This is a genomic window from Arcicella sp. GW822-FHT02H01, from assembly GCF_058802005.1.
The window spans coordinates 606,012-626,585 of sequence record NZ_JBXANT010000001.1 but is presented as its reverse complement, the minus strand read 5'-3'; the positions used below and the strand labels follow the sequence as shown (position 1 = coordinate 626,585).

Below are 20,574 nucleotides of genomic sequence, written 5' to 3'. Positions count from 1 at the left end.
GTTAAATTATCCCTAACATTTGCACAGGGTAGGGGTATTCGCTGTTTTCTTCATTTTCATTAACCGACTTTACCACAAAGGCATCGGCTGGTTTGGGTCTGATAGATAAAACAGGTACTCTGGCATAATGGACTATCTGTTGAACAAAAGGACCAACGTAATAATCCTGAATGTGGTGGTCTATCGATGCGGTAATAATCAGTAAGTCAGCCATAAAATCGGTGGTTTTTTCAAGCACTTTCGCTGCTACTGAATCACAGTAATAAAAACCAGTTTGTGATTTTAAGTTATCTTCCTTTAATTTTTTATCAAGTTTAGAAGTTTCCTGACTTAACATTTCAAAACTTGCTTTTTCACCGTTTTCCAAAAGTCCTACTACTACCAACTCTGCATCATTTTCTCTTAAAAAATTTCGTGCCATGCTATATTTTTTGATGGCTCCCTCTACGGGTCTGATAGGATAAACGATGGTTTTGAAGGCTTCAAACTGACGATGAGATGGTACTATCAATACGGGGCAATAGGCATTTTTCAAAACATTAAAGGCATTTGAGCCCATCATGAATTCTTTAGTGCCTGATACACCGTGTTTCCCCATTACAATCAAATCGGCATAAAAATCAACAGTTGCTCTTACTATTTCTGGACAAACCCATCCCGTTCTGATAATGGCTCGGCAATCAATAAACGCTTCATTAGTAATTTTATCAGCAAGTTTTCTAAGATTGGTTTGATGAGTATCAAGAAGTGTTTGTAAGCTTGAATCACTAATCATGGTATTGTCGTCCTTATTACTAACCAAGGGGCTAATATTGACTACATGCAGTAAAATCAATTGTGCATGCTGACGTTTGGCCATTCCAATAGCGGTATGAAGCGCATTCATTGAAGATTCACTAAAGTCAATTGGAACAAGTATTTTCTGAACTGCTTGTGTATCCATAATATATGAGTTTTAGGTTGAAAAATCATCAAAACAGCGGTAACGAACGGTTTGATGATTCAAAATTGAAACTCATAACTTAACCATAGCTTAATCTAATATTAGAATTTACTTAGAAAATACTGCGAGTTAAGTTAATGACCACTTGGAAAAATGTAACATTTGCTAGGTTTAAAGGCTTGTTATTTTATTGATAAGTTGTGATTAGTAAATAGTGATTGGTGAATAGTCTGCCATTACGGTTGTATTTCAAATAATTAGTTATCAGTTGTTTACAATAAATGAAAACGTTGATTAAATTATATTGATGACCTACTATTGATAATTGTCATCTAATTAACTGTTTTTATTTCAACTTTATTATTTTTTGAGATAAGATTAAACCTTTGTAGAATCAGATAGTCGAAATGATAAAATAGGATAAAGTAGATTATTATTTTATAATGCGCGTCGCATAAATGTCATGTTACTAAAAAGATTCATATTGTCATTATTACTGTTCAGTAGTGTATGGTTAATCTTAGCAAAGATGCCTACCCACCACCACGGCTTGGCATTGAAATCTGCAAAAAGTAATCATGTGGCTGGTACAAGTCGTTTACAAACTCAAAATACTTTATTTAAATCAATTCCTTATGATGGTTTAGAGGATGGAGATAAAGTTTCTCAAGACCACACAAATCATCTTGATAGCGGTTTGCTTTGGAGTGGAGCTAATAAATTATTATTGTTTATTCAAAATAAAGCTACTTTAACATCCGTTTTAGATGTAAATAATCACAAATTCCCTCATTTATTTATTCTCTTTCATTCTTGGAAATACTTGTCCTTTTAAATTAAAATTTAACACTCTTTTTCTTTCAGCAATTCCTGAATCAGCCGTATTTCATACGTTTGTGATGATGCGTTTTCTCAGGGTTGGGAAAAGAGTTCTCCGTTTCAATTTAAAGCAAATATTTTAATCACTGAAGAAATGAAAACTAACATGATTGTTGAGGGCACTGCCACAAAAAGAATCACAAAAATTAGCTGGATTCTTTCTACAATTTTATTGATGACTACTTTACTTTTTGTAAACATCAATGTTTTTAGCCAAACCAACCAATTGGAAACAGATAAGGGATTGCAAAATTCAATCGCATCCTATAATGCAGATGTTCGTCAGGCTATTTTATTAGTTAGCCAATATCCACAAACGCTTACGCAATTACAGCAAGAGAAAAATCAAACACAGGGTGCTTTTCAAGCCCTTATTGGGGATTTTAGCCAGAAAAAACAAGGTTGGTTCTATGAATTAACCCGTTTTCCTGACTTAACCCACACATTGGCAACATTGCCATCAAGACAAAGTCAGGATGATATTAAAAAACTGTTGCCCAACAATGATGAAAACCTACAAACAGCCGCTTGGCGTTTGTATCGTCACCATCATGATGATTTAGTTCAAGCTGATAATCTGAACCAACAAGCACAAAATAGTTTTGCCAAAGCCATTCAACCTTTGGATGTGCCAACACAAGATGCTTTTAAAAAATTGGCGCAGTATCCAGACGTATTGTTATTATTGACAGATAATATTGACTTGACTACTAGACTAGGACAGCAATATATTGCTGACAAGGATGGTTTAACTACACAATTAGCTAGCTGGCACGATAGTTTAATGATACAAAATCAGGCACAGATAGCGGCCTATAAAAAAGAGTTGGGCAACAGTCCACAAGCCCAACAAGAGTTGAATCAGGCTGCTAAAGATTTTGCTAAAACCAACGGTTATATTTTGCCAAACGGACAAGTCGCTTACGGCAATAACTATAATTATGGTTATGCCAATCCTTATTCATATTGGTTTGGTTATCCTTATTGGTACAGTTCACCACTTTGGTATCCTAGTGCTTATTGGGGCAGTTTCGGCTTGTCTTACGGTTTTGGTGGTTTTGGCTTTAGTGCTTTTCCTGCCTACGGTTTTTCAAATTGGTTTTATAACGGAGGATATTATATGAACTATCCTTATTTGTATAATCATTTTGGCAATTATTATCGTTCTATGGCGATTAATCGCCCACATTATAATAATGGTATGATGGCTGGTAATCGTAATAACTATTACCGCTCATACAATGGCAATAATGGGGGATACAACCGTGGAGGTGCAAGCTACAGACCAAACTATGGCGGAAATGGCGGTTTCCAAAATAGAGGTTTTAGCGGGGGAGGAGTGAGAAGCTTCGGAGGCGGAGGCGGTGGAAGACGCCGTTAATCGCAAAAGGGTGGTGCAGAGTTTCGCATCACCTTTTTTGTTTTTAGGTACTATTGTACTTTCAATACAATGTGTTTGATGTTCTTGCGATTGGCAGTGTAGGTAATATGAAATCTTTATTGAAGAAATATCCTATAAGTTCTCAATTTCTTCAATAGATAAGTTGGTTACTTTAGCAATTTGTTCGATGCTTAGAATACCTAACGCTTTTAGATTCTTAGCAGTATCTTTTTTTAGCTGTTCAGTTTTTAGCTGTTCCTCTTCTTTCCCTTTTTGATAACCCTCTATTCTGGCAGTATCCAATAAACTGATTGCTAAGCGGTCGTTTTCTAAATGTTTATAGTAATCTCTCTGTTCAGTTTCATTGAGTGATTGGATACGAAGAAATTCAGTCACTTCTCTTAGACCTTTTGCTTTTGCTCCTTGAGGTACTTCATTATTTTTTAAATAATATATCCACTCGTCTAAATTATCATTTGCTACATTATCAAAATTGTTGATTTTCAAAACATAGTACTCAGGGAATAATTGAAAAATTTCAATTTTATCAAATAGTTCTTTTTGCTTTTCTGAAAGTCCTAATGTATCGCCTTGATGAATACCTACAAATTGTGTTTTACCATGATAAACATAATCTTTGCCTTGTCCTAAATCAAAATAGACTATATTAACTGAATACACTTTTTTGATTTTGCTATAAGGTTCTCCTAAGTTCAAATACTCTGAAGTTACTTTAGAAACACCATAAAGCATACGTTGAAAATAATCTAGTTGTTTACTGTTTTGTACTTCAATTATAATTAATTCTTGTGCTGCATTTAATGCTAAAATATCTACTTTATTGAATTTGTCCTCTTGTGATTCTTGATTTGATTCACTTTCAAGAATTTGTTCAATAGAGATAGTATCATTAAGTAAGACTGATAACAGTCCTTCCAATATTACAAAGTTTGATTTTTGTCGAAGTAGGCGTTTCATAGCCCAGTCGAAACGAATAAGAGTATCTTTCATAAAAACTTTATTTTCACAAAGATAGTTTCTTTTAAAATACAATCTACTTCACTTTCAATACAATATGTTTGATGTTCTTGCGGTTGGCGGTGTAGGTGATATGCACCAGTCCATCGTTACTTTGAATAATAGCTGGATAGCTGAATTCTCCTTCTTTTTCGTCTTCTAAGGTATATACATCCTGCCAATCTGTGCCATTTTTCGAAACGGCTACATGAAGTTTATATCTACCATTAAACCAAGCTGCTCCTTTTTTCAAAGGGTTATATACTAGTACTTGTAACCCATTATTTAGCGTTGTGGCATCTGTGCCAGAGTTTGGGTTTGGAAGGTTGGTTAAACTAAGGGGCGACCAAGTTTTTCCATTGTCACTTGACCAAGTTTGCACCACCGCATTTTGGCGAGACCGACAAAGCAATTGGAGTCTGTTGCCTGAATATTGTAAAATGCTTGGTTGAATTACGCCAAAGGTATCGCAATCAATACTAATTTTCTGGAACTTACTAGCATACTTATCCGACTTTTCAAGATGGATATTCCATACTTTTTCATCAAGACTTTCAGTACTTGATGGATATAGAATTTCGCCATTGGCTAATTGAAAAGGTTTGTTTTTAATAGGGCCTAGCATTCCGTCGGCTAGTTTTTCGGGCTTACTCCAATGTTTCCCATCATCATCAGATGACATTTTCATTCCCCACCATTCGCGTGGATTTTTACCGACTTTATAAAAAAGTAAAAGCTTACCTGCTTTTGTTTTGAACAATACAGGATTCCAACACGGAAACCTAAGGGTATCATTGACAACACCATCTACGAGCATCTTGGGTTGTTTCCACTGTCCTTTTTCATTCACAGCTATCCAAATACCAACATCTGGGCTACTTTCGTACTTACCACCAAACCATGATGCCATAAAGGTATTGTTCGATAATTCAACAATCGTAGAGGCATGACAAGCAGGCGTAGGGGGCGTGTTAAATACAAACTCACTTTTTATCAATTCAGCTTTGAACGCTGATTGAGCAAAAATGTTGAAGGATATAAAAAGTAAAAAGATAAAAAGGTATTTCATGGGTTTAGTATTGAATTAAAATCTGTAAAAAGCCCCTTTCTTTCTATTAGTTGGTGACTTAAGTCACCAACTAATAGAAAGAGTTAGCAGAAGCGTGAATTTAAAACCGTGATTTATGAGCCACATAATGCGGTTTAGTTTACATTGCTAAGCTCCTTACCTACTTTACTTATCTTATTCATAGACAGGGACTTAAGTCTCTCGCTAGGAATAAGTACTTGTTTTTTAATCTTTTTTAATAATATAGGATTTAAGACAATCTCGCCTAAAGCTTACAGCCTAACGCCTATAGCTAAAATCAATAAACACCAATATTCGAAATCACAGGACAAGCCTTGGCATCTTTGATATTGATTCTTACTTTGCTAGTTTCCACGCCATCCAGTTTCAATATTCTTTTGTAGCCAATCGTAGTAGCCGACGCTACCTCTTTCCATGCGTTATCTTTCCAAACCTCCACATTAAAGCTTTTTACTCTTTGTCCTAATTTGATGTATTCTTGCAAAAGCACATACTTTACAGGCTTACTAGCTCCTAAATTAATTTCAAGGCTTCCTGATTTTTGTTCATCATTGGTTGTCCAATAGGTTTCTTTATTGCCGTCAGTTACGTTTTTAGCTTTAAACTTTACATCATTTCCGCGAACCTCACTAGCTTTTACAGAGGCGTTAAGTGCCAAATTAGTTTTAAATTCCTTATCCAAAATTGCCTTGAAACCCTTCAATGACTTTACATCATTTTCATGAAAAAGCCCACGACGGTCAGGAGGAATGTTCAATAATAGGTTTGAACCTCTGCCTACTGAACTCAAATAAATTTCAAATAATCTTTCTGGCGATTTTACCTCAGCATCTTCTTTGGCATGATAAAACCACCCTGGACGAATAGACACATCTATTTCGCTCGGAATCCAAGCTGTTCCGTTTTCAGAACCCGTATTCAACAAGTGTTCGATACCACCTTTGCCAGCATACAAAGTATCAGGCGTAATATTATTCCAATTGGTTTCGCCAGCGATACCTCTTTCATTACCACACCAACGTACTTCTGGACCAGCATCACTGAAAAAGATAACATCAGGTTGCATTTTTCTCACCATCGGAATGGTCGTTTTCCAGTCGTAATATGTTTTAGCATCAATTTTACGCTTCTCGTTTGCACCACCATAATACCCCGTTCCGCCATTAGCACCGTCGAACCAAAGTTCAAAAACAGGTTTGTATGTACTAAACAATTCCTTTAATTGATTTCTGTAATAAGTAATGTATTCAGGCTTGCCATAGTCGGCATGATTTCTATCCCATGGCGATAAGTAAACGCCAAATTTCACCCCAAATTTCTTACAAGCCTCTGCCGTTTCTTTGACAACATCGCCTTTCCCATCTTTATAAGGACTGTTCTTGATAGAATGTTCCGTGAATTTACTTGGCCATAATGTAAACCCATCATGGTGCTTACAAGTAAGAATCGCCCCTTTAAAGCCAGTAGCTTTCAAGGTACTAATCCACTGGTTCGCATCCAGTGCCGTAGGGTTAAAAATAGCGGGACTTTCATCACCATTTCCCCACTCCAAATCTGTAAAAGTGTTGGTCGTAAAATGGATAAAAGCATTGGTTTCCATCTCCTGATAAGCCAATTGCTCTTTCGTAGGAATCGGGTATACTGGTTTTGGAGCTGTAACAGCCTTTTTGCTGACCTTTTTTACAATCGGCTCATGCGTTTTGGGTAACGTTTCAGCACGATTGAGCTGTGAAAAAAGCAAAAAAGGAATGGATAATAATAGCGTGTTTTTCATGAGATTATTAGTATTTAAAAGCTAAACTCGGATAGTTCTTATATTTTTTTAGGAAATTAGTTGGCAACGTCACCGTTACTTTGTCGCCTTCCGCTTTCCATTTTACGGTTGTTTTCTCGCTTAACAATTGCACTTTTGCTCCTTTCGCAGGCACATTGCCTGTCCAAGTAATAGTAGTAGCAATTGCTTGGTCTTCTGGTAATCTTACCAAGGCATAAATAGTATTGTCTTTTCCTTTGGTAAAAAACGTTTCGCCGTCTCTGTAAACATCCGTAGTTCTAGTATTATAAATGGCCTCGCCATTAGCATTCAACCAAGTACCAATTTCTTTCAAACGTGATACCTGTGTGTCGTTCAATGTTCCGTCGGCTTGTGGTCCAACCCCTAGTAATAAGCTACCGCCTTTGGCTACTACTTCAATCAAACTATGGATAACTTTAGTAGCCGATTTGAAATTATCATTCGGTACATAACCCCATGCACCGCCTAAAGTAATACAGCTTTCCCACGGCGTGTCTGATTTATTGACTGGAATACTTTGTTCGGGTGTTCTGTAGTTTTCATATTCACCATGAACCGTCCTATCAACTACTAAAAGGCCAGGCTGTGCTTTACGAGCCATCGAAGCAATTTTGGGCATATCTATTTCCTGACTAAACGCTGGAATAGCAGCACCCCACGCGCGTACTTCGTCAGTAACGGTATCCAACGGACGAACCCAACCGCCATCAAGCCAAAGAATATCCATTTTGCCATAGCCCGTCATCAATTCTTGAATTTGGTTGTAGCTAAACTCTTTGAATTTATTCCAACGCCAAGGATTCTTACGGATGTCATAATTCACATTGCGGTCGGGCGTAGCATAACGATTCCACCAAAAGTACTCTGAATGCCAGTCTGGTTTTGAAAAGTAAGCCCCAATCATAAAATTCTTTTTTCTGAAAGCCTCAAAAACATATTTGGCTACATCGGCTTTTGGATGTTGAGCGAACGGACCATTTGAAATTTTGAAATCCGAATACTTGGTATCGAACATCGAAAACCCGTCATGATGTTTTGTCGTAAAAACTACGTATTTCATTCCAGCGTCTTTGGCAGCACTAGCCCATTGGTCTGGATTGAAATTGGTAGGATTAAACTTTTTGTTCAAGCCCCAATACCATTTTTTATAATCATCATAGGTTTGGGTACTGTCGCGACTAATCCAATCTTCAGAACACAATTCCCATGATTCGATAATACCCGGTACAGCATACAAACCCCAGTGGATAATCATCCCAAATTTTTGGTCACGCCAAGTTTCTAACTTTTCTTTTACCAAGGGATCAGTAGGATATTGATATTCCGTTGAAGCCTGATGAATATTCCCCTGTGCTGATGAGTGAAAATGTGAAAAGATAAAAAGACCAAGTAATGCAATTATTTTGTTGAGCATAATAATAGTTTTTGTGAAGGATAATATGACAAACGATTGTTGTTGATAATCGTTTGTTTGTTAAATCGACTCTTTTTACAAAAGAGATTTCAAGGATACTTATACCTCTTTATATTTACTAAATTACAAAAATATTTGATTTATTTTTAATAATCGGAAATATATTACATTTTTAATAAAATAAATGTGTATTTTTTAGGGGCTACATACCGCTTAATAATTATTGAGGTCAGAAACAAGTTGAAGAATTAATTTTAGCTAATTTTAAACAGCAGACTATGAACTTTAACTATGACAAAATGACACACACTGTACAACCAAAGGAAACCCTTTATAGTATCTCAAAAAAATACGGACTTTCTGTAGACCAACTCACTGCAATGAATAGTTTGCAGTCTAATAATTTGTCGATAGGACAAGTTTTAGTTGTTAGTGCTTCCGCTTTTTCTAATGCTACTACCACCACAACCATTTTTAGTTCCTCCAATGTCTATAATGATAATACAGCTTACAGCACCTTCAATCAGCCAAGTACTACCAATAATAGTTTTGCTAATCCTGTAGATTATGGAAGTTCAGTTTTTGAACGACGACAAGTATTTCAAATTCAACAACAAAGCAAAGGATTATATAGTATTTATGTAATTAATTTTCCGAGTTCAGAAGGCTTTATGCAGACTGGCCCCATGCGTGACGTTTATCCTTCGCCTAATCAGGTAAATCCTAAAGGAGTAAGCTATGCAGGGCAGTCGGGTTTTGATGAAAACAAGAGTATGTTTTTAGATTTATGCCAAGAGGCTTATTATGCCAATATCCTGAAATATATTTCAAAAAACGAAGGGTGTTTTGATGCCGTAAATAGCTATGATAAAGCCATTTTTTCTTTTGGATTTATTCAGTTTACGGGTGCTGTTGCTAGCGGTTCGATGCTGACTAGGGTATTGGCAAGGCTAAAAGATAGAGACGAAGATGTATTTAATGAATGTTTTGGGCAATATGGCATGAACGTTCAAAATTATGGAACGCCTGTTTTTCAGATAGATACCAGCTATGGTACCAAAGAAGGCGATGCTGCATATTTAGAAGTAGCCAACGATTTAAGGTTAACAGGAGCCTTTATTGCCAGCGGTTTTAAGCCAAGCATGATTTGCGTACAGGTAGAAATAGCCTTAGAAGAATATGTAGTGAAGGCGGTTTCGTCTGCGGTGATGATTAATATTTATGGCAATGCATATCCATTAAACCAGCTTATCAATACACAAGGAGGAATCGCTTTCAGAGTAGATTTAGCAGTGAATAGAGGATTGAGCGGTTCATTGGCAGTACTAAAAAAGGCAATAGAACAAGTATTATCAGAATCGGGAAGCGGAGATATTGCTAGTTTAGATGAAAGAAGTATCATCGAAAAAGTAGCCATGAACGATGTAGAAACTTGGAAAAAACAACGCGTATTGAAAGTGTTGGATAGTGGTTTTAGCTTTGCGAAGTGAAAAAATAAGAATGTAGGTTTCTACTAAAGATATATAACTTCCTTTTTACTGATTAAACCTGTAAAATGGGAGTTTTTATTTGAAAAAAGCTTACAAAATGCTTTAATTTGACATAAAATAATAGAGAATAGTTTTACACATGAAATTAAACAAGCAGGGCAATCAATACGATAAGATATTCAAAGAAAATATAGAAGCTGTTATACCAAGTTTAATGGAAAATATACTTGGTATATCTGCGGTTTTATCAGAAGAACTTCCCGATGATATTCAGCATACTAAAGAACGGAAACCTGATGTTTTAAAGAAAATTACTGATATACAAGGTAATACGTTTATTCTTCAAATAGAATTTCAAGTCGTAGATGAGCCAGATATGATTTATAGAATGGCGGAATACAACATTATGTTGGCAAGAAAATATAGATTGCCAATCGAGCAATTTGTGATTTACCTTGGCTCAACGAAACCAAAACTTTCGACTCTAATAGAAAGTAAACTATTAAAATATAATTTTCCTTTAATTACATTTTCAGAACTTGATTATCATATTTTTGTAAAATCAGATAAACCTGAAGAAATAATATTGAGTATTTTAGCCAATTTCAGAGAAGAAGACCCAGAAAGTGTATTGAAGGAAATTATTCATCGTATCGAAGAAACCACCGAAGGAGATTTTTCGTTAAGAAGATACATACAGCAGTTGCGAGTATTATCACAATTGCGTAATTTAGAGATAGAAATCGAAAAAAATATGATAAGCATCGCAGAATATATTGATGAAGAAAGGGATGTCCTTTATATCAGAGGAAGAAAAAAAGAACAGACAAGGATTGTTACCAACTTGTTAAATAAAAGCGACTTTTCTATTGAGAAGATTGCTGAAATCACAGATGTCTCATTAGACTTCGTAAAAAACATTCAGCAACAACTCAAGCTTTTACCTTAATAATATCTGCCAATCTCGTGGTATATCTCTGTGAAAGCTTCTCTTGTTTCATTTTCCAAGTACGTTGTAAATCTTGGGTAGCTAGTTTTACTACCGTAGTTCCTGTTTTTCTATTGATGTTGTCTACAGCTTCCATCAATTTTTTATGCTTGGGATTACTATTCTGAAAGAGGCTGATTTGTTGAGCATCTTCGGGACTTAAATCTGTTACAATTACACCTGCTTTTTTGTATTCAAAGCCCTCTCTGAAAATCTTATCTAATGCCTCCGTCGCAAATTTTGCTAATTCTATGTTTGAATTAGTCGGATAGGGTAGCGCCAATACTTGACTTTTGCCGTATTGTTCTAATTCTTTTCGATGCGCGTTGGTACGTAGAAAAACCACGATGGCATTGCAACAAGATTTTTGCTTTCTTAACTTCTCAGCACAACTCACCGTAAAAGTGATAATCCTTTCTTTAACAAGCTCATAGTCTTTATAATTTGTTTCAAAACTTCGGGTGGTAGCAATGTTTCTTTTATCAGCGACTTCGTCTAAATCTAAGCAACTAATTCCTTGTAATTCTTTGTATAAGCGTAAACCTACTACGCCCATTTGTTTCTTTACCCACTCTTCTTTACAATTAATAAAGTCAAAAGCAGTGTGAATTTCTGCTGCTTTCAACCGTTTGGATAGTCTGTAGCCTATTCCCCAGACGCCCTCTATTGCTAGCCATTTCAAGGCTTTGATGCGTTTTTCATCGCTATCAATTACATATACGTTACCTGTTTTTTCGGGGAATTTTTTAGCAATATTGTTAGCCACTTTTGAAAGAGCTTTAGTCGGAGCAATGCCCACACTGATAGGAATACCCGTGCCTTTGGTTACTCGATAGCGAATCTGATTGCCATACTTTTGAAAATCGAAGTATTTTTCAAAGCCATCAAACTTCAAAAAGGCTTCGTCGATACTGTACAATTCTATATCTGGTGTAAATTCGGCTAATAAATTCATCACTCTGTTGCTCATATCGCCATATAAAGCATAGTTGGATGAAACCACATGGATTTTATTCTTGTAAAAAAAATCCTCAAACTTATAGGCAGGAGCGCCCATCGGTACGCCAGCCTTTTTAGCTTCGTTACTTCTAGAAATGACACAGCCGTCATTGTTAGACAGCACAGCAATGGGCTGGTTCCTCAGTTTGGGCTGAAAAACTCTTTCGCAGGATGCGTAAAAATTATTACAATCAACTAGTGCAAACATATTTTAGTGCTTTTGAATTGAAAAAGTAACCATACCCCAAATTTCAAAATCGTAATATTCTGTCACTTTCGTTGGCTTATAATTATCATTAGCAGGCATCAGCCAAATACCCTCTTGGTCAACTTTCAGGCGTTTTAATACAAACTCTCCGTTCAGGATACATACAGCAATTTTGCCATCTGTAGGCTCAATAGATTTGTCGATAATCAATAAATCTTTGTCGGCAATGCCTGCGTCAGTCATCGAAACGCCGTCTGTCAGGGCAATAAAAGTAGTGGAGGGATGCTTGATTAAGTATTTGTTAAGGTCGATAGCGGAATCTAAAAAATCGGTGGCTGGCGAAGGAAATCCCGCACTGATGCCCCCTTCGATGAGCGGTAACTCTAGCGAAGTTTCATCTGAAAATGCGTAAATCTTTAATGTTCCCTTTGTATTAACAGCCTTAAGATTCATAGGTTTAGTTTTGTCAGGTTTTAAACGATTTTATGCATGACATAATCATTCATCCAGTAATCATTCCCTATATTAATATCTATTTCTTTGACCACCTCAAACCCCAGTTTTTCATAAAAACTTTTTGCTTTGTTGGTTCTGTTTACATTCAGTTCTATATAATCACAATTTTCTGCTTGGGCTATTGCTACTATTTCCTGAATCATCATTTTGCCAAAGCCTTTTCCCTGTGTTTCAGGCAAAAAATAAATCTTATGTAATTTGATCATTTTTTCCTTTTTTTCAAAGCCCGAAAACCCTACTGGCTTATCATTATCAGAAAAAATCAGGAAATGGTTTGTTTCAAACTGTTTTGAAAGGGATGCATCACTATACATCATCTCTAGCATAAACAATGTTTGTTCCTCCGTCAAGATACTTCCATAGGTTGGTCTCCAAGTTTCATTAGCAATTTGTTGAATAATGGGTAAATCCTGTAAGCCAGCTTTTGCTATTTTGTAATCATTCATGGTAATCTATTTTTTGTCTTTTAATGAAAATAAGGCAGGATATTTAGGCGTAACATTCAGGTAATATCCTTGAATAATGTTCAAATCAGCTTCGTAATTGCCCGTGGGGTAAAATACATCTAAAAAGCCACCTTCTTTTTTCTTATAATCTAAAAATCCTAAAATGATAGGCACTTCTGCTTTTAAGGCAATATGATAAAATCCTGATTTCCATTCGCTTGTATAAGAACGTTTGCCTTCTGCAGGAACAATCAATTGAATGGGCTCAGGAGAGGTTTTTAGTAATTGAGCCATCTCTTCCACTAAATTATTTTTTTTCTCTCTGTTTACAGGAATACCGCCCAATCCTCGCATTAATATTCCTAGTGGAAATTTAAACAGGGAAGCTTTTGCCAAATAGCGAATCTGTAGTTTGACAGAATAAATGGTTGCCATGCAAAAGAGGTAATCCCAATTAGAGGTATGTGGAGCGGCAATCATCACAGCACGGTGGTATGAGTTTACGCCATTGGGTGTATTATCGATGACTTTCCAACCTGAAAATTGTAGTATTAGTTGACCTATGATTTTTAACATGAAAGATTTCTGTAATTTCGTCGCCACAACAAAACTACCTATATTTGATTTTAGATTCAAAAGTAAAGATATTTTGGTATTATTATCAGATATTTAATAATAATAATTAGGGCTAAAAGAAGCTAAAACATTAAATTTGATACAACAAACGTAGATTTTTAAAATACTGATTACAAACAATGCAAAAACCACTCATATTGATTGCTAATGATGATTCAATAGCGGCGAAAGGGATAAAAACATTAGCAGAGATTATGTCTAAGATTGGCGAGGTATACGTAGTAGCACCCGACAGCCATCAGTCTGGAATGGGGCATGCCATTACCTTAGACAGACCGCTCAGAGTGAATCTGGTAAAAGATTTTTTACCTAATGTAGAGGCTTATCAATGCAGTGGAACACCTGCTGATTGTATAAAATTTGGTAAACACTTTTTATTAAAAGGTAGAAAAATAGATTTAGTGGTTTCGGGTATCAATCATGGCTCAAACTCTTCTATTTCAGTGATTTACAGTGGTACCATGTCGGCAGCAATAGAAGCTGCCATAGAAGGCATTCCAGCGATTGGGTTTTCGTTGTGTGATTTTGGGGCTGAAGCCGACTTTTCGCATACAGAAGAATACATCATTCAGATTGCTAACAAAGTATTGGCAAATGGTTTACCTAAAGGTATTGCCTTAAATGTAAACTTTCCTAAAAAATCTGATGAACCCCTTAAAGGTATTAAGGTGTGTCGTCAGACGGATGCTTTGTATCGCGAGACCTTTCAAGAAAGACAAGACCCGTATGGAAAGGCGTATTATTGGATGGACGGGTTTCTTCAAAATAAAGATACGGCAGGTGGAAATGATGAAGATGCTTTGGCAGAAAACTATGTTTCAATTGTGCCTGCAAAGTTTGATTTAACAGACTATCAAGCACTTGATACCATCAAAGAATGGTTTTAATAGGTAAAAACTTTAAACTTTTTCTTACGAATTAATTCCTATGGCAATAGTTGGCAATATTTTAAAAAGAGGTATCGGATTGACAGGCTTGATAAAACGCCCAAAATCTAATCTAGCGAAGATTCAGCGTAAGACCTTGGTGAAGTTGTTGAACAAAGGACGCTTTACGCAATTTGGAGAGAAGTATCATTTTGAGGAAATTATGAATGCTGCCTTGTTTTCGGACGATAAAGAATTCTACACAAAATATAAGAAGCTTGTTCCTGTGTATGACTACAATAAGATGTTTGCAGAATGGTGGCACAAGACCTTGGCAGGAGAAAAGAATGTTTCGTGGGTAGGGAATGTAAAATATTTTGCGTTAAGTTCAGGTACTTCCGAGGCGGCTTCCAAGCATATTCCTGTTACGAAAGACATGGTGAAAGCCATTCACAGGACTTCAATTCGTCAAATTTTAGCATTATCTGCCTATAAAAATCTCCCTTCACAATTGTACGAAAAAGGCTATTTAATGCTTGGAGGGAGTACAAAATTACAGGATAAAGGGGATTATTTTGAAGGAGATTTGAGTGGTATTACCGCAGGAAAAATTCCGTTTTGGTTTGAACGTTTTTATAAACCTGGGAAAAAGATTGCTGAAACTGCCGACTGGAGTGAAAAGTTGGATAAAATAACGAAGAAAGCAAAAGATTGGGACATTGGTTTTATTGTAGGGGTGCCAGCGTGGATTCAGATTTTGATGGAAAAAATCATCAAAGAATATAACGTAAAAAACATCCATGAAATATGGCCAAATTTAGAAATATATTGCCATGGTGGTGTAAGTTTTGAGCCCTATAAACAAGGTTTTAGCAAGCTACTTGGTCGCCCAATTACTTATATTGAAACATATTTGGCTTCAGAGGGCTTTTTGGCGTATCAAACCCACCCCAATAGCGATATGCAGTTGGTGCTAAACAATGGGATTTTCTTTGAGTTTATTCCTTTTAATGACCGCAATTTTGATGAAGATGGCAGTATGGTTCAATACCCAGAGACATTGATGATAGATGAGGTAGAGGAGGGAAAGGAGTATGCCCTGTTGATTTCTACAGTATCGGGTGCATGGCGTTATCTGATTGGAGATACGATTAAGTTTACCAATAAAAAACAAGCTGAGATTATTATTACAGGCAGGACAAAGCACTTCCTGAGCCTTTGTGGCGAACACCTTTCTGTGGATAATATGAATAAAGCCATTGAGTTGGCTTGCAAGCAATTTAATATCGATATCAGAGAGTTTACGGTAGTAGGTAAAAGGCTGGAAGATACCTTCGGGCATCATTGGTATGTGGGAACAGATGATCAAGTAGATGCTGAGGAATTGCTAAAATTCATAGACGAAACCCTTTGCAGAATCAATGATGATTATCCCGTAGAGCGTAAACATGCTTTAAAAGGGTTGGAAATCAGTGTGTTGCCAGTGAAAGCTTTTTATGATTTTATGGCATCGAAAGGCAAAACAGGAGGACAACATAAATTCCCGAGAGTATTGAAGAAAAAAGACTTAATCGCTGAATGGGAAGCGTATATTAGATAGTAATTAGTTGTGAGTTTTAAATGATGAGTTTGATGTTGAATCTTGAAAAAAAGCATAATATATCCTAAATTTTAGTACCAAAAAGGCGGTCAAAATTAATTTTTTGACCGCCTTTTTGATTGAAAAAAACCTAGGGTTTGGATATGTTTCCGATAGGTAATAATTAATTCAAAATTATTACTGCTCCAAAATTAGCATATTTCCTTAAAGGAAGACCACGCTTGAGTGCTACATCAATTCTCAATAAGGCGAAGGTCCAACAGAAGTCCACCCGCCATCAACCACTATACTTTGTCCAGTAATTTGTCTGGAAAGGGGAGATACCAAGAAAAGTGCCGCATTAGCAATGTCTTGAACGGTAGAAGGCTTTCCAGTAGGTGTAATACGTGACCAAGTTTCTATATAATTAACATCACTTAAAGTCCGTTCTGTTAAAGTAGCGCCAGGAGCAACAGTATTAATATTGATTTGATGGGGAGATAAATCAACGACTAAGTTTTTAGCCAATTGTTCAATACCCGCTTTTGTCATGCCATAAGCTGCCAAATATTTATGCGCTTGATGACCAGTAACCGAAGATATTAATAGAATACTTCCTCCATGTCCTTGTTCTACCATTTGTTTCGTGGCAGATTGAGTAAGGAAAAATGTTCCGAAGAGGTTTACTTGAAGAATCTTTTGCATAGATTCAGGCTGATATTCCCAGAAATTGCCAAAGGTGGTAATACCAGCATTGGCAATAAGAATATCTAGTTTTCCAAAAGTGGCTACTGTCGTTTTTATCAACTCTTGTATGACTGTTAAGTCTGAAACGTCTCCGCTAAAAGCTTCGCAAATACCTCCAGTTTCTTGAATGGCTAAAGTGGATGACTCAGCCAAGTCTTTATCAATATCATTTAAAATTACTTTTGCCCCTTGTTCTGCCAATTGCCTCGCAATTTCAAAGCCAATGCCAATCCCTGCACCAGTTACAATAGCTACTTGGTTTTGGAAACTTTTTTCAAACATGATTGTATGTTTTGTTACTGGTTGTTATTCTTTTTCGTCAAGCTCATAATCAGAAGGTAAAGCCAAGCCAATGCGATAATTACCCATACTTCCCGAAAATTTTAACGATTGCGGAGGAAATAGTTCTCCTTGTTTAGATAAATACTTCATCTCCTTATTGGCTGGCTCAATGCTGGTATATTCATATCGCATATACCTATATCGACGGTTAGGCGTAAAGTTGTTTTTGCCCTCATAAACAATTTCAATAGGCGTATTAAGCTTTAAAAAGAACTGATGATTGACCGAGTCTGGAGAAATCATCTTATCTAAATCTAATTTAAAAGCTTTATTAGAAAGCTTATCATAAAAATCATAAATGCGATAATTAATTAGGGTATCCTTGATGACTAAAAACTTATTAGTCTCAAGCTCATGATTAATCATTGATTTAAAAAAATGATTTGGCGAACCAAGATAAGCTTCTCTACGGTTTTTAATCCATCTTTCTTGCTCAGTTTGATGCTCGGCTTTCAAAAGCTCAAAACGAGTGATGCCTAAGTACGATACATCACCATTTGTTTTATAACTAAACTCTTTTAGGGTGGTAATTACTTTATACCCTAATTTTCGATTAATGATTATCAGTGGTTCTTCACATTGAGCAATCAGCGTATTCTCTTCCCTAATAAATTGTATACTATTTCTATTTTCTATTTCATAATTTTTGTCATCGACTTCCACGCCCAAAAATTCTGTTTTAAAGGTTTTATAGTCTCTTAACCATTGTTTGGTATGCTTTCCTTCTATTTTTACTTCTAATAATTCTTTGCTGATAGCCAATAATTTAAAGGTAAGCGTCTTGGCATGCAATTGCTTGGTTTCAAAAATAGCGCTAATCGTATTATAACCAATAAACGATGCTCCGATTTGAATCGTACCATAAGGTACTTTTAAGGTAAATTCTCCTTTTTCATTCGTTGAGGTACCAATAGAAGAGCCAACCACAAATACTGCTGCGAAGGGTAAAGCCTCACTGGTTTGCTCGTCAATTACTCTTCCTTTGATTAATTCCTGCCCTAAAAAAGATTGTGAGCTTAGTATTAAAAATAATAGTAAGCAGTATCTGGAAAGAGCCTTTTTCATACAATAATTGCTTGATTAAATGTGTGTGTTAATGGTGAAATAATTTTTAAGAGCTATCTAATTACTTTTACTTGAGCATAAAAAAATCTGGGAATGAAAGTATAAAATAATACAGACATTCCCAGAGATAAGTACTGATGTTTTTAAGATTTATTTTTTCAAATATTTACCAAACCATTTTAAATAACGGTCAAAGCGGTCGATTTGAAAACTTGGGTTGGTAATACCATGAAATTGACCCGGATAAATAATTAATTCTGTTGGAATACCTACCGATTTAAAGGCTTGATACATCTGTTCGCTACCGATAGCAGGGACGTTAAAATCACTTTCGCCTACCATAAATTGTGTTGGCGTTTTGATTTTTTCAACCTTCAAGAATGGGTAAGACAACGCAACATATTTATCAAAATTTTTCCAAGGAGCCCCTAATTCGTGTTCATATTGTAAAATATATTGGTCAGCACCATACATCGATGAAATCATGGCTACACCTGCACCACTTGATGCTACTTTAAAACGAGTATCCGTCGCAATGGTATAATCTGTCAGGATTCCGCCGTAGCTCCATCCGCCAATACCTAATTTTTCAGGGTCTGCTATGCCATTATTTACTACATAATCAGTAGCCCCTAAAATATCCATTACTTCTTTGTTACCCCAGTCGCCCGAAATTACTTTACAATAAGCCAAGCCACGTCCATTTGAACCACGATAGTTTACAGCTACTACATTATAGCCAGCTGCTGCCAACATTTGGCGACTTAAATCAAAAGCATATTCATCTTGTGATACTGGTCCGCCATGAATAAAAAAGATAGTAGGCAATTTCTCCGTTTTTGAAGCATTAGCAGGACGATACAAAAGGTTTGAAACAGCAGTGCCGTCTTTACTTTTTGACGTAAAGCCCTCTACACTTGCCAAAGCCAATGGGGCTAAAAACTCATCATGATGTTTCGTTAATTTTCTAAGATTGTTATTTTCAAAAACGTATAATTCTGCTGGTGTTTGTGGGTTAGACATACTGGTCAAGAATGAACCAGAAGGGTGTCTTTCTAAAGAACCAAAACTTCTTTCACCGTCCAATAGCTTGGATAATTTACCGTCAATAGGGCTGAATTGTGCTATGTATCTGATTCTATCATCACTTACTAAGGCAAGAATAGCACTTCCATCTTTCGACCATTTAGGTGAAGAAACAGGTCTGTCTAACGATTTGCTTAATAGTTTTGGTTCGCCTCCGTCTTTTGAAATAAGACATAGAATAGACTGGTCATACATGATATAGTCTTCAGAAGCAGTAGTTCTCATGTACGCGATTTGCTTGCTATCTGGGCTCCATACTGGCGAATAATCTCTACCTGTCCAATTCGTAATTTGTTTTGCCGTAGCATTTGCCTTCGCATCTATTACAAAAATATCAGTGTTCGAGTTTTTATCAGGGTCAGTTGTATGATTACTCAAGAAAGCAATCTGTGTTCCATCTGGTGACCATACAGGTGAAGACTCATCAAAATTTCCTTTAGTAAGAGTATCTATTTTCTTTGTAGCGATGTCATACAAATACAAATGGGTCGAACTTTTAGTGATATAACCCTCCACATCTCTTTTGAATTGAAAACGGTCGATGACAATCGGTTTAGGTAATTTTGATTTTGAAGTATCTGCGGAGGTTTTAATCACCAACGCAATTTTTTTACCGTCTGGCGACCAAGCATAATCATTCAAATCGCCTTTTTTTAAATCGGTTAGTTGTTTTCCTTCGCCACCTCTTCTATCCATTAGCCAAATTTGGCTACTTGTTAGTCCATTTCTCGACGAAATAAAAGAAAGATATTTACCATCGGGACTCCAACGTGCTTGCGATTCACCGTCTGGGCTATTCGTTAATTGAATAGTTTCTTTGCCATCCCACGAAACCATATAAATATCTGCATTGCGTTTGTTTTTAGCTGAATCAATCGCTGAAAGCGTATAGCTTACCCAATTGCCTTCGGGTGAAATCTGCGCATCAGTAACAGTTTTTAAACGATAAACATCCGTAGGTTTGAGGGGGCGTTTTGTGGGCGTTTGTGCTTGTAAACCAAGGCTTGTTAATAACGAAAAGGAGAGTAGCAATAAATGTTTTTTCATGTTGTTGTTGAAGATTAATGAATAAAACCGAAGATAATAA

18 protein-coding genes are annotated in these 20,574 nt (G+C 36.2%); 6 read left to right on the top strand and 12 right to left on the bottom strand.

Features of this window, described 5'->3' with window-relative positions; genetic code table 11:
- Position 1 precedes the first annotated feature (1 nt).
- Positions 2–943 (bottom strand): universal stress protein, encoded by a 942-nt coding sequence (locus AC1RNE_RS02720; protein ID WP_492799510.1) that lies wholly within the window; start codon positions 941–943, stop codon positions 2–4.
- A gap of 484 nt (positions 944–1,427) precedes the next feature.
- Between AC1RNE_RS02720 and AC1RNE_RS02715 the strand changes: the two genes are divergently transcribed.
- Both AC1RNE_RS02715 and AC1RNE_RS02710 read left to right on the top strand, forming a co-directional pair.
- Positions 1,428–1,778, top strand: coding sequence for a hypothetical protein (locus AC1RNE_RS02715; protein WP_492799509.1), 351 nt, complete (start codon positions 1,428–1,430; stop codon positions 1,776–1,778).
- Between the two features lie 138 nt (positions 1,779–1,916).
- Positions 1,917–3,203, top strand: a complete 1,287-nt coding sequence (locus AC1RNE_RS02710; RefSeq protein ID WP_492799508.1) for a hypothetical protein — start codon at positions 1,917–1,919, stop codon at positions 3,201–3,203.
- Between the two features lie 132 nt (positions 3,204–3,335).
- Here the strand turns inward: AC1RNE_RS02710 and AC1RNE_RS02705 are convergent, their stop codons facing one another.
- The 4 genes from AC1RNE_RS02705 to AC1RNE_RS02690 form a co-directional block, all read right to left on the bottom strand.
- Complete coding sequence (locus AC1RNE_RS02705; protein ID WP_492799507.1) at positions 3,336–4,214, bottom strand: Rpn family recombination-promoting nuclease/putative transposase; 879 nt, start codon at positions 4,212–4,214, stop codon at positions 3,336–3,338.
- A 43-nt stretch (positions 4,215–4,257) separates the two neighbouring features.
- Positions 4,258–5,289, bottom strand: a complete 1,032-nt coding sequence (locus AC1RNE_RS02700; RefSeq protein WP_492799506.1) for a sialidase family protein — start codon at positions 5,287–5,289, stop codon at positions 4,258–4,260.
- Between the two features lie 298 nt (positions 5,290–5,587).
- The gene (locus AC1RNE_RS02695; RefSeq protein WP_492799505.1) at positions 5,588–7,084 is read right to left on the bottom strand and encodes an alpha-L-fucosidase; all 1,497 of its coding nucleotides are present in this window, start codon (positions 7,082–7,084) and stop codon (positions 5,588–5,590) included.
- Between the two features lie 7 nt (positions 7,085–7,091).
- Positions 7,092–8,519: an alpha-L-fucosidase gene (locus AC1RNE_RS02690; RefSeq protein WP_492799504.1), complete on the bottom strand. Its 1,428-nt coding sequence runs from the start codon at positions 8,517–8,519 to the stop codon at positions 7,092–7,094.
- Positions 8,520–8,818: 299 nt separating this feature from the next.
- On the opposite strand from AC1RNE_RS02690, the gene AC1RNE_RS02685 reads away from it, so the two are divergent.
- Positions 8,819–10,009, top strand: a complete 1,191-nt coding sequence (locus AC1RNE_RS02685; protein WP_492799503.1) for a LysM peptidoglycan-binding domain-containing protein — start codon at positions 8,819–8,821, stop codon at positions 10,007–10,009.
- Positions 10,010–10,148: 139 nt separating this feature from the next.
- Positions 10,149–10,958, top strand: a complete 810-nt coding sequence (locus tag AC1RNE_RS02680) for an RpnC/YadD family protein (protein ID WP_492799502.1) — start codon at positions 10,149–10,151, stop codon at positions 10,956–10,958.
- On the opposite strand, the gene AC1RNE_RS02675 is transcribed toward AC1RNE_RS02680, so the two are convergent.
- Genes AC1RNE_RS02675 through AC1RNE_RS02660 form a run of 4 tightly spaced genes read right to left on the bottom strand, consistent with a single transcriptional unit; the run spans position 10,942 to position 13,742 of the window.
- Positions 10,942–12,204 (bottom strand): Y-family DNA polymerase, encoded by a 1,263-nt coding sequence (locus AC1RNE_RS02675; RefSeq protein ID WP_492799501.1) that lies wholly within the window; start codon positions 12,202–12,204, stop codon positions 10,942–10,944. The genes AC1RNE_RS02680 and AC1RNE_RS02675 overlap by 17 nt on opposite strands.
- Positions 12,205–12,207: 3 nt before the next feature.
- Positions 12,208–12,657: a LexA family protein gene (locus AC1RNE_RS02670; RefSeq protein WP_492799500.1), complete on the bottom strand. Its 450-nt coding sequence runs from the start codon at positions 12,655–12,657 to the stop codon at positions 12,208–12,210.
- Positions 12,658–12,677: 20 nt separating this feature from the next.
- On the bottom strand, positions 12,678–13,166 hold the full coding sequence (locus tag AC1RNE_RS02665; protein WP_492799499.1) for a GNAT family N-acetyltransferase: 489 nt from the start codon (positions 13,164–13,166) through the stop codon (positions 12,678–12,680).
- Positions 13,167–13,172: 6 nt separating this feature from the next.
- A complete protein-coding gene (locus AC1RNE_RS02660; protein ID WP_492799498.1) occupies positions 13,173–13,742 on the bottom strand; it encodes a 1-acyl-sn-glycerol-3-phosphate acyltransferase in 570 nt (189 codons plus the stop codon).
- A gap of 179 nt (positions 13,743–13,921) precedes the next feature.
- Between AC1RNE_RS02660 and surE the strand changes: the two genes are divergently transcribed.
- Positions 13,922–14,689, top strand: a complete 768-nt coding sequence (gene surE, locus AC1RNE_RS02655) for a 5'/3'-nucleotidase SurE (RefSeq protein ID WP_492799497.1) — start codon at positions 13,922–13,924, stop codon at positions 14,687–14,689.
- A gap of 40 nt (positions 14,690–14,729) precedes the next feature.
- Entirely contained in the window at positions 14,730–16,268 is a 1,539-nt protein-coding gene (locus tag AC1RNE_RS02650; RefSeq protein ID WP_492799496.1) for a GH3 family acyl-acid amido synthetase, read from the top strand.
- 240 nt (positions 16,269–16,508) lie between these two features.
- Here the strand turns inward: AC1RNE_RS02650 and AC1RNE_RS02645 are convergent, their stop codons facing one another.
- From AC1RNE_RS02645 to AC1RNE_RS02635, 3 genes are all read right to left on the bottom strand, one after another.
- Positions 16,509–17,276, bottom strand: coding sequence for an SDR family NAD(P)-dependent oxidoreductase (locus tag AC1RNE_RS02645; protein ID WP_492799495.1), 768 nt, complete (start codon positions 17,274–17,276; stop codon positions 16,509–16,511).
- Between the two features lie 24 nt (positions 17,277–17,300).
- Positions 17,301–18,401 carry a carboxypeptidase-like regulatory domain-containing protein gene (locus AC1RNE_RS02640; RefSeq protein WP_492799494.1) on the bottom strand — a complete coding sequence of 367 codons (1,101 nt, stop codon included), beginning with the start codon at positions 18,399–18,401 and terminating at the stop codon, positions 17,301–17,303.
- Positions 18,402–18,551: 150 nt separating this feature from the next.
- The gene (locus tag AC1RNE_RS02635; RefSeq protein WP_492799493.1) at positions 18,552–20,534 is read right to left on the bottom strand and encodes a S9 family peptidase; all 1,983 of its coding nucleotides are present in this window, start codon (positions 20,532–20,534) and stop codon (positions 18,552–18,554) included.
- Positions 20,535–20,574: the final 40 nt, after the last annotated feature.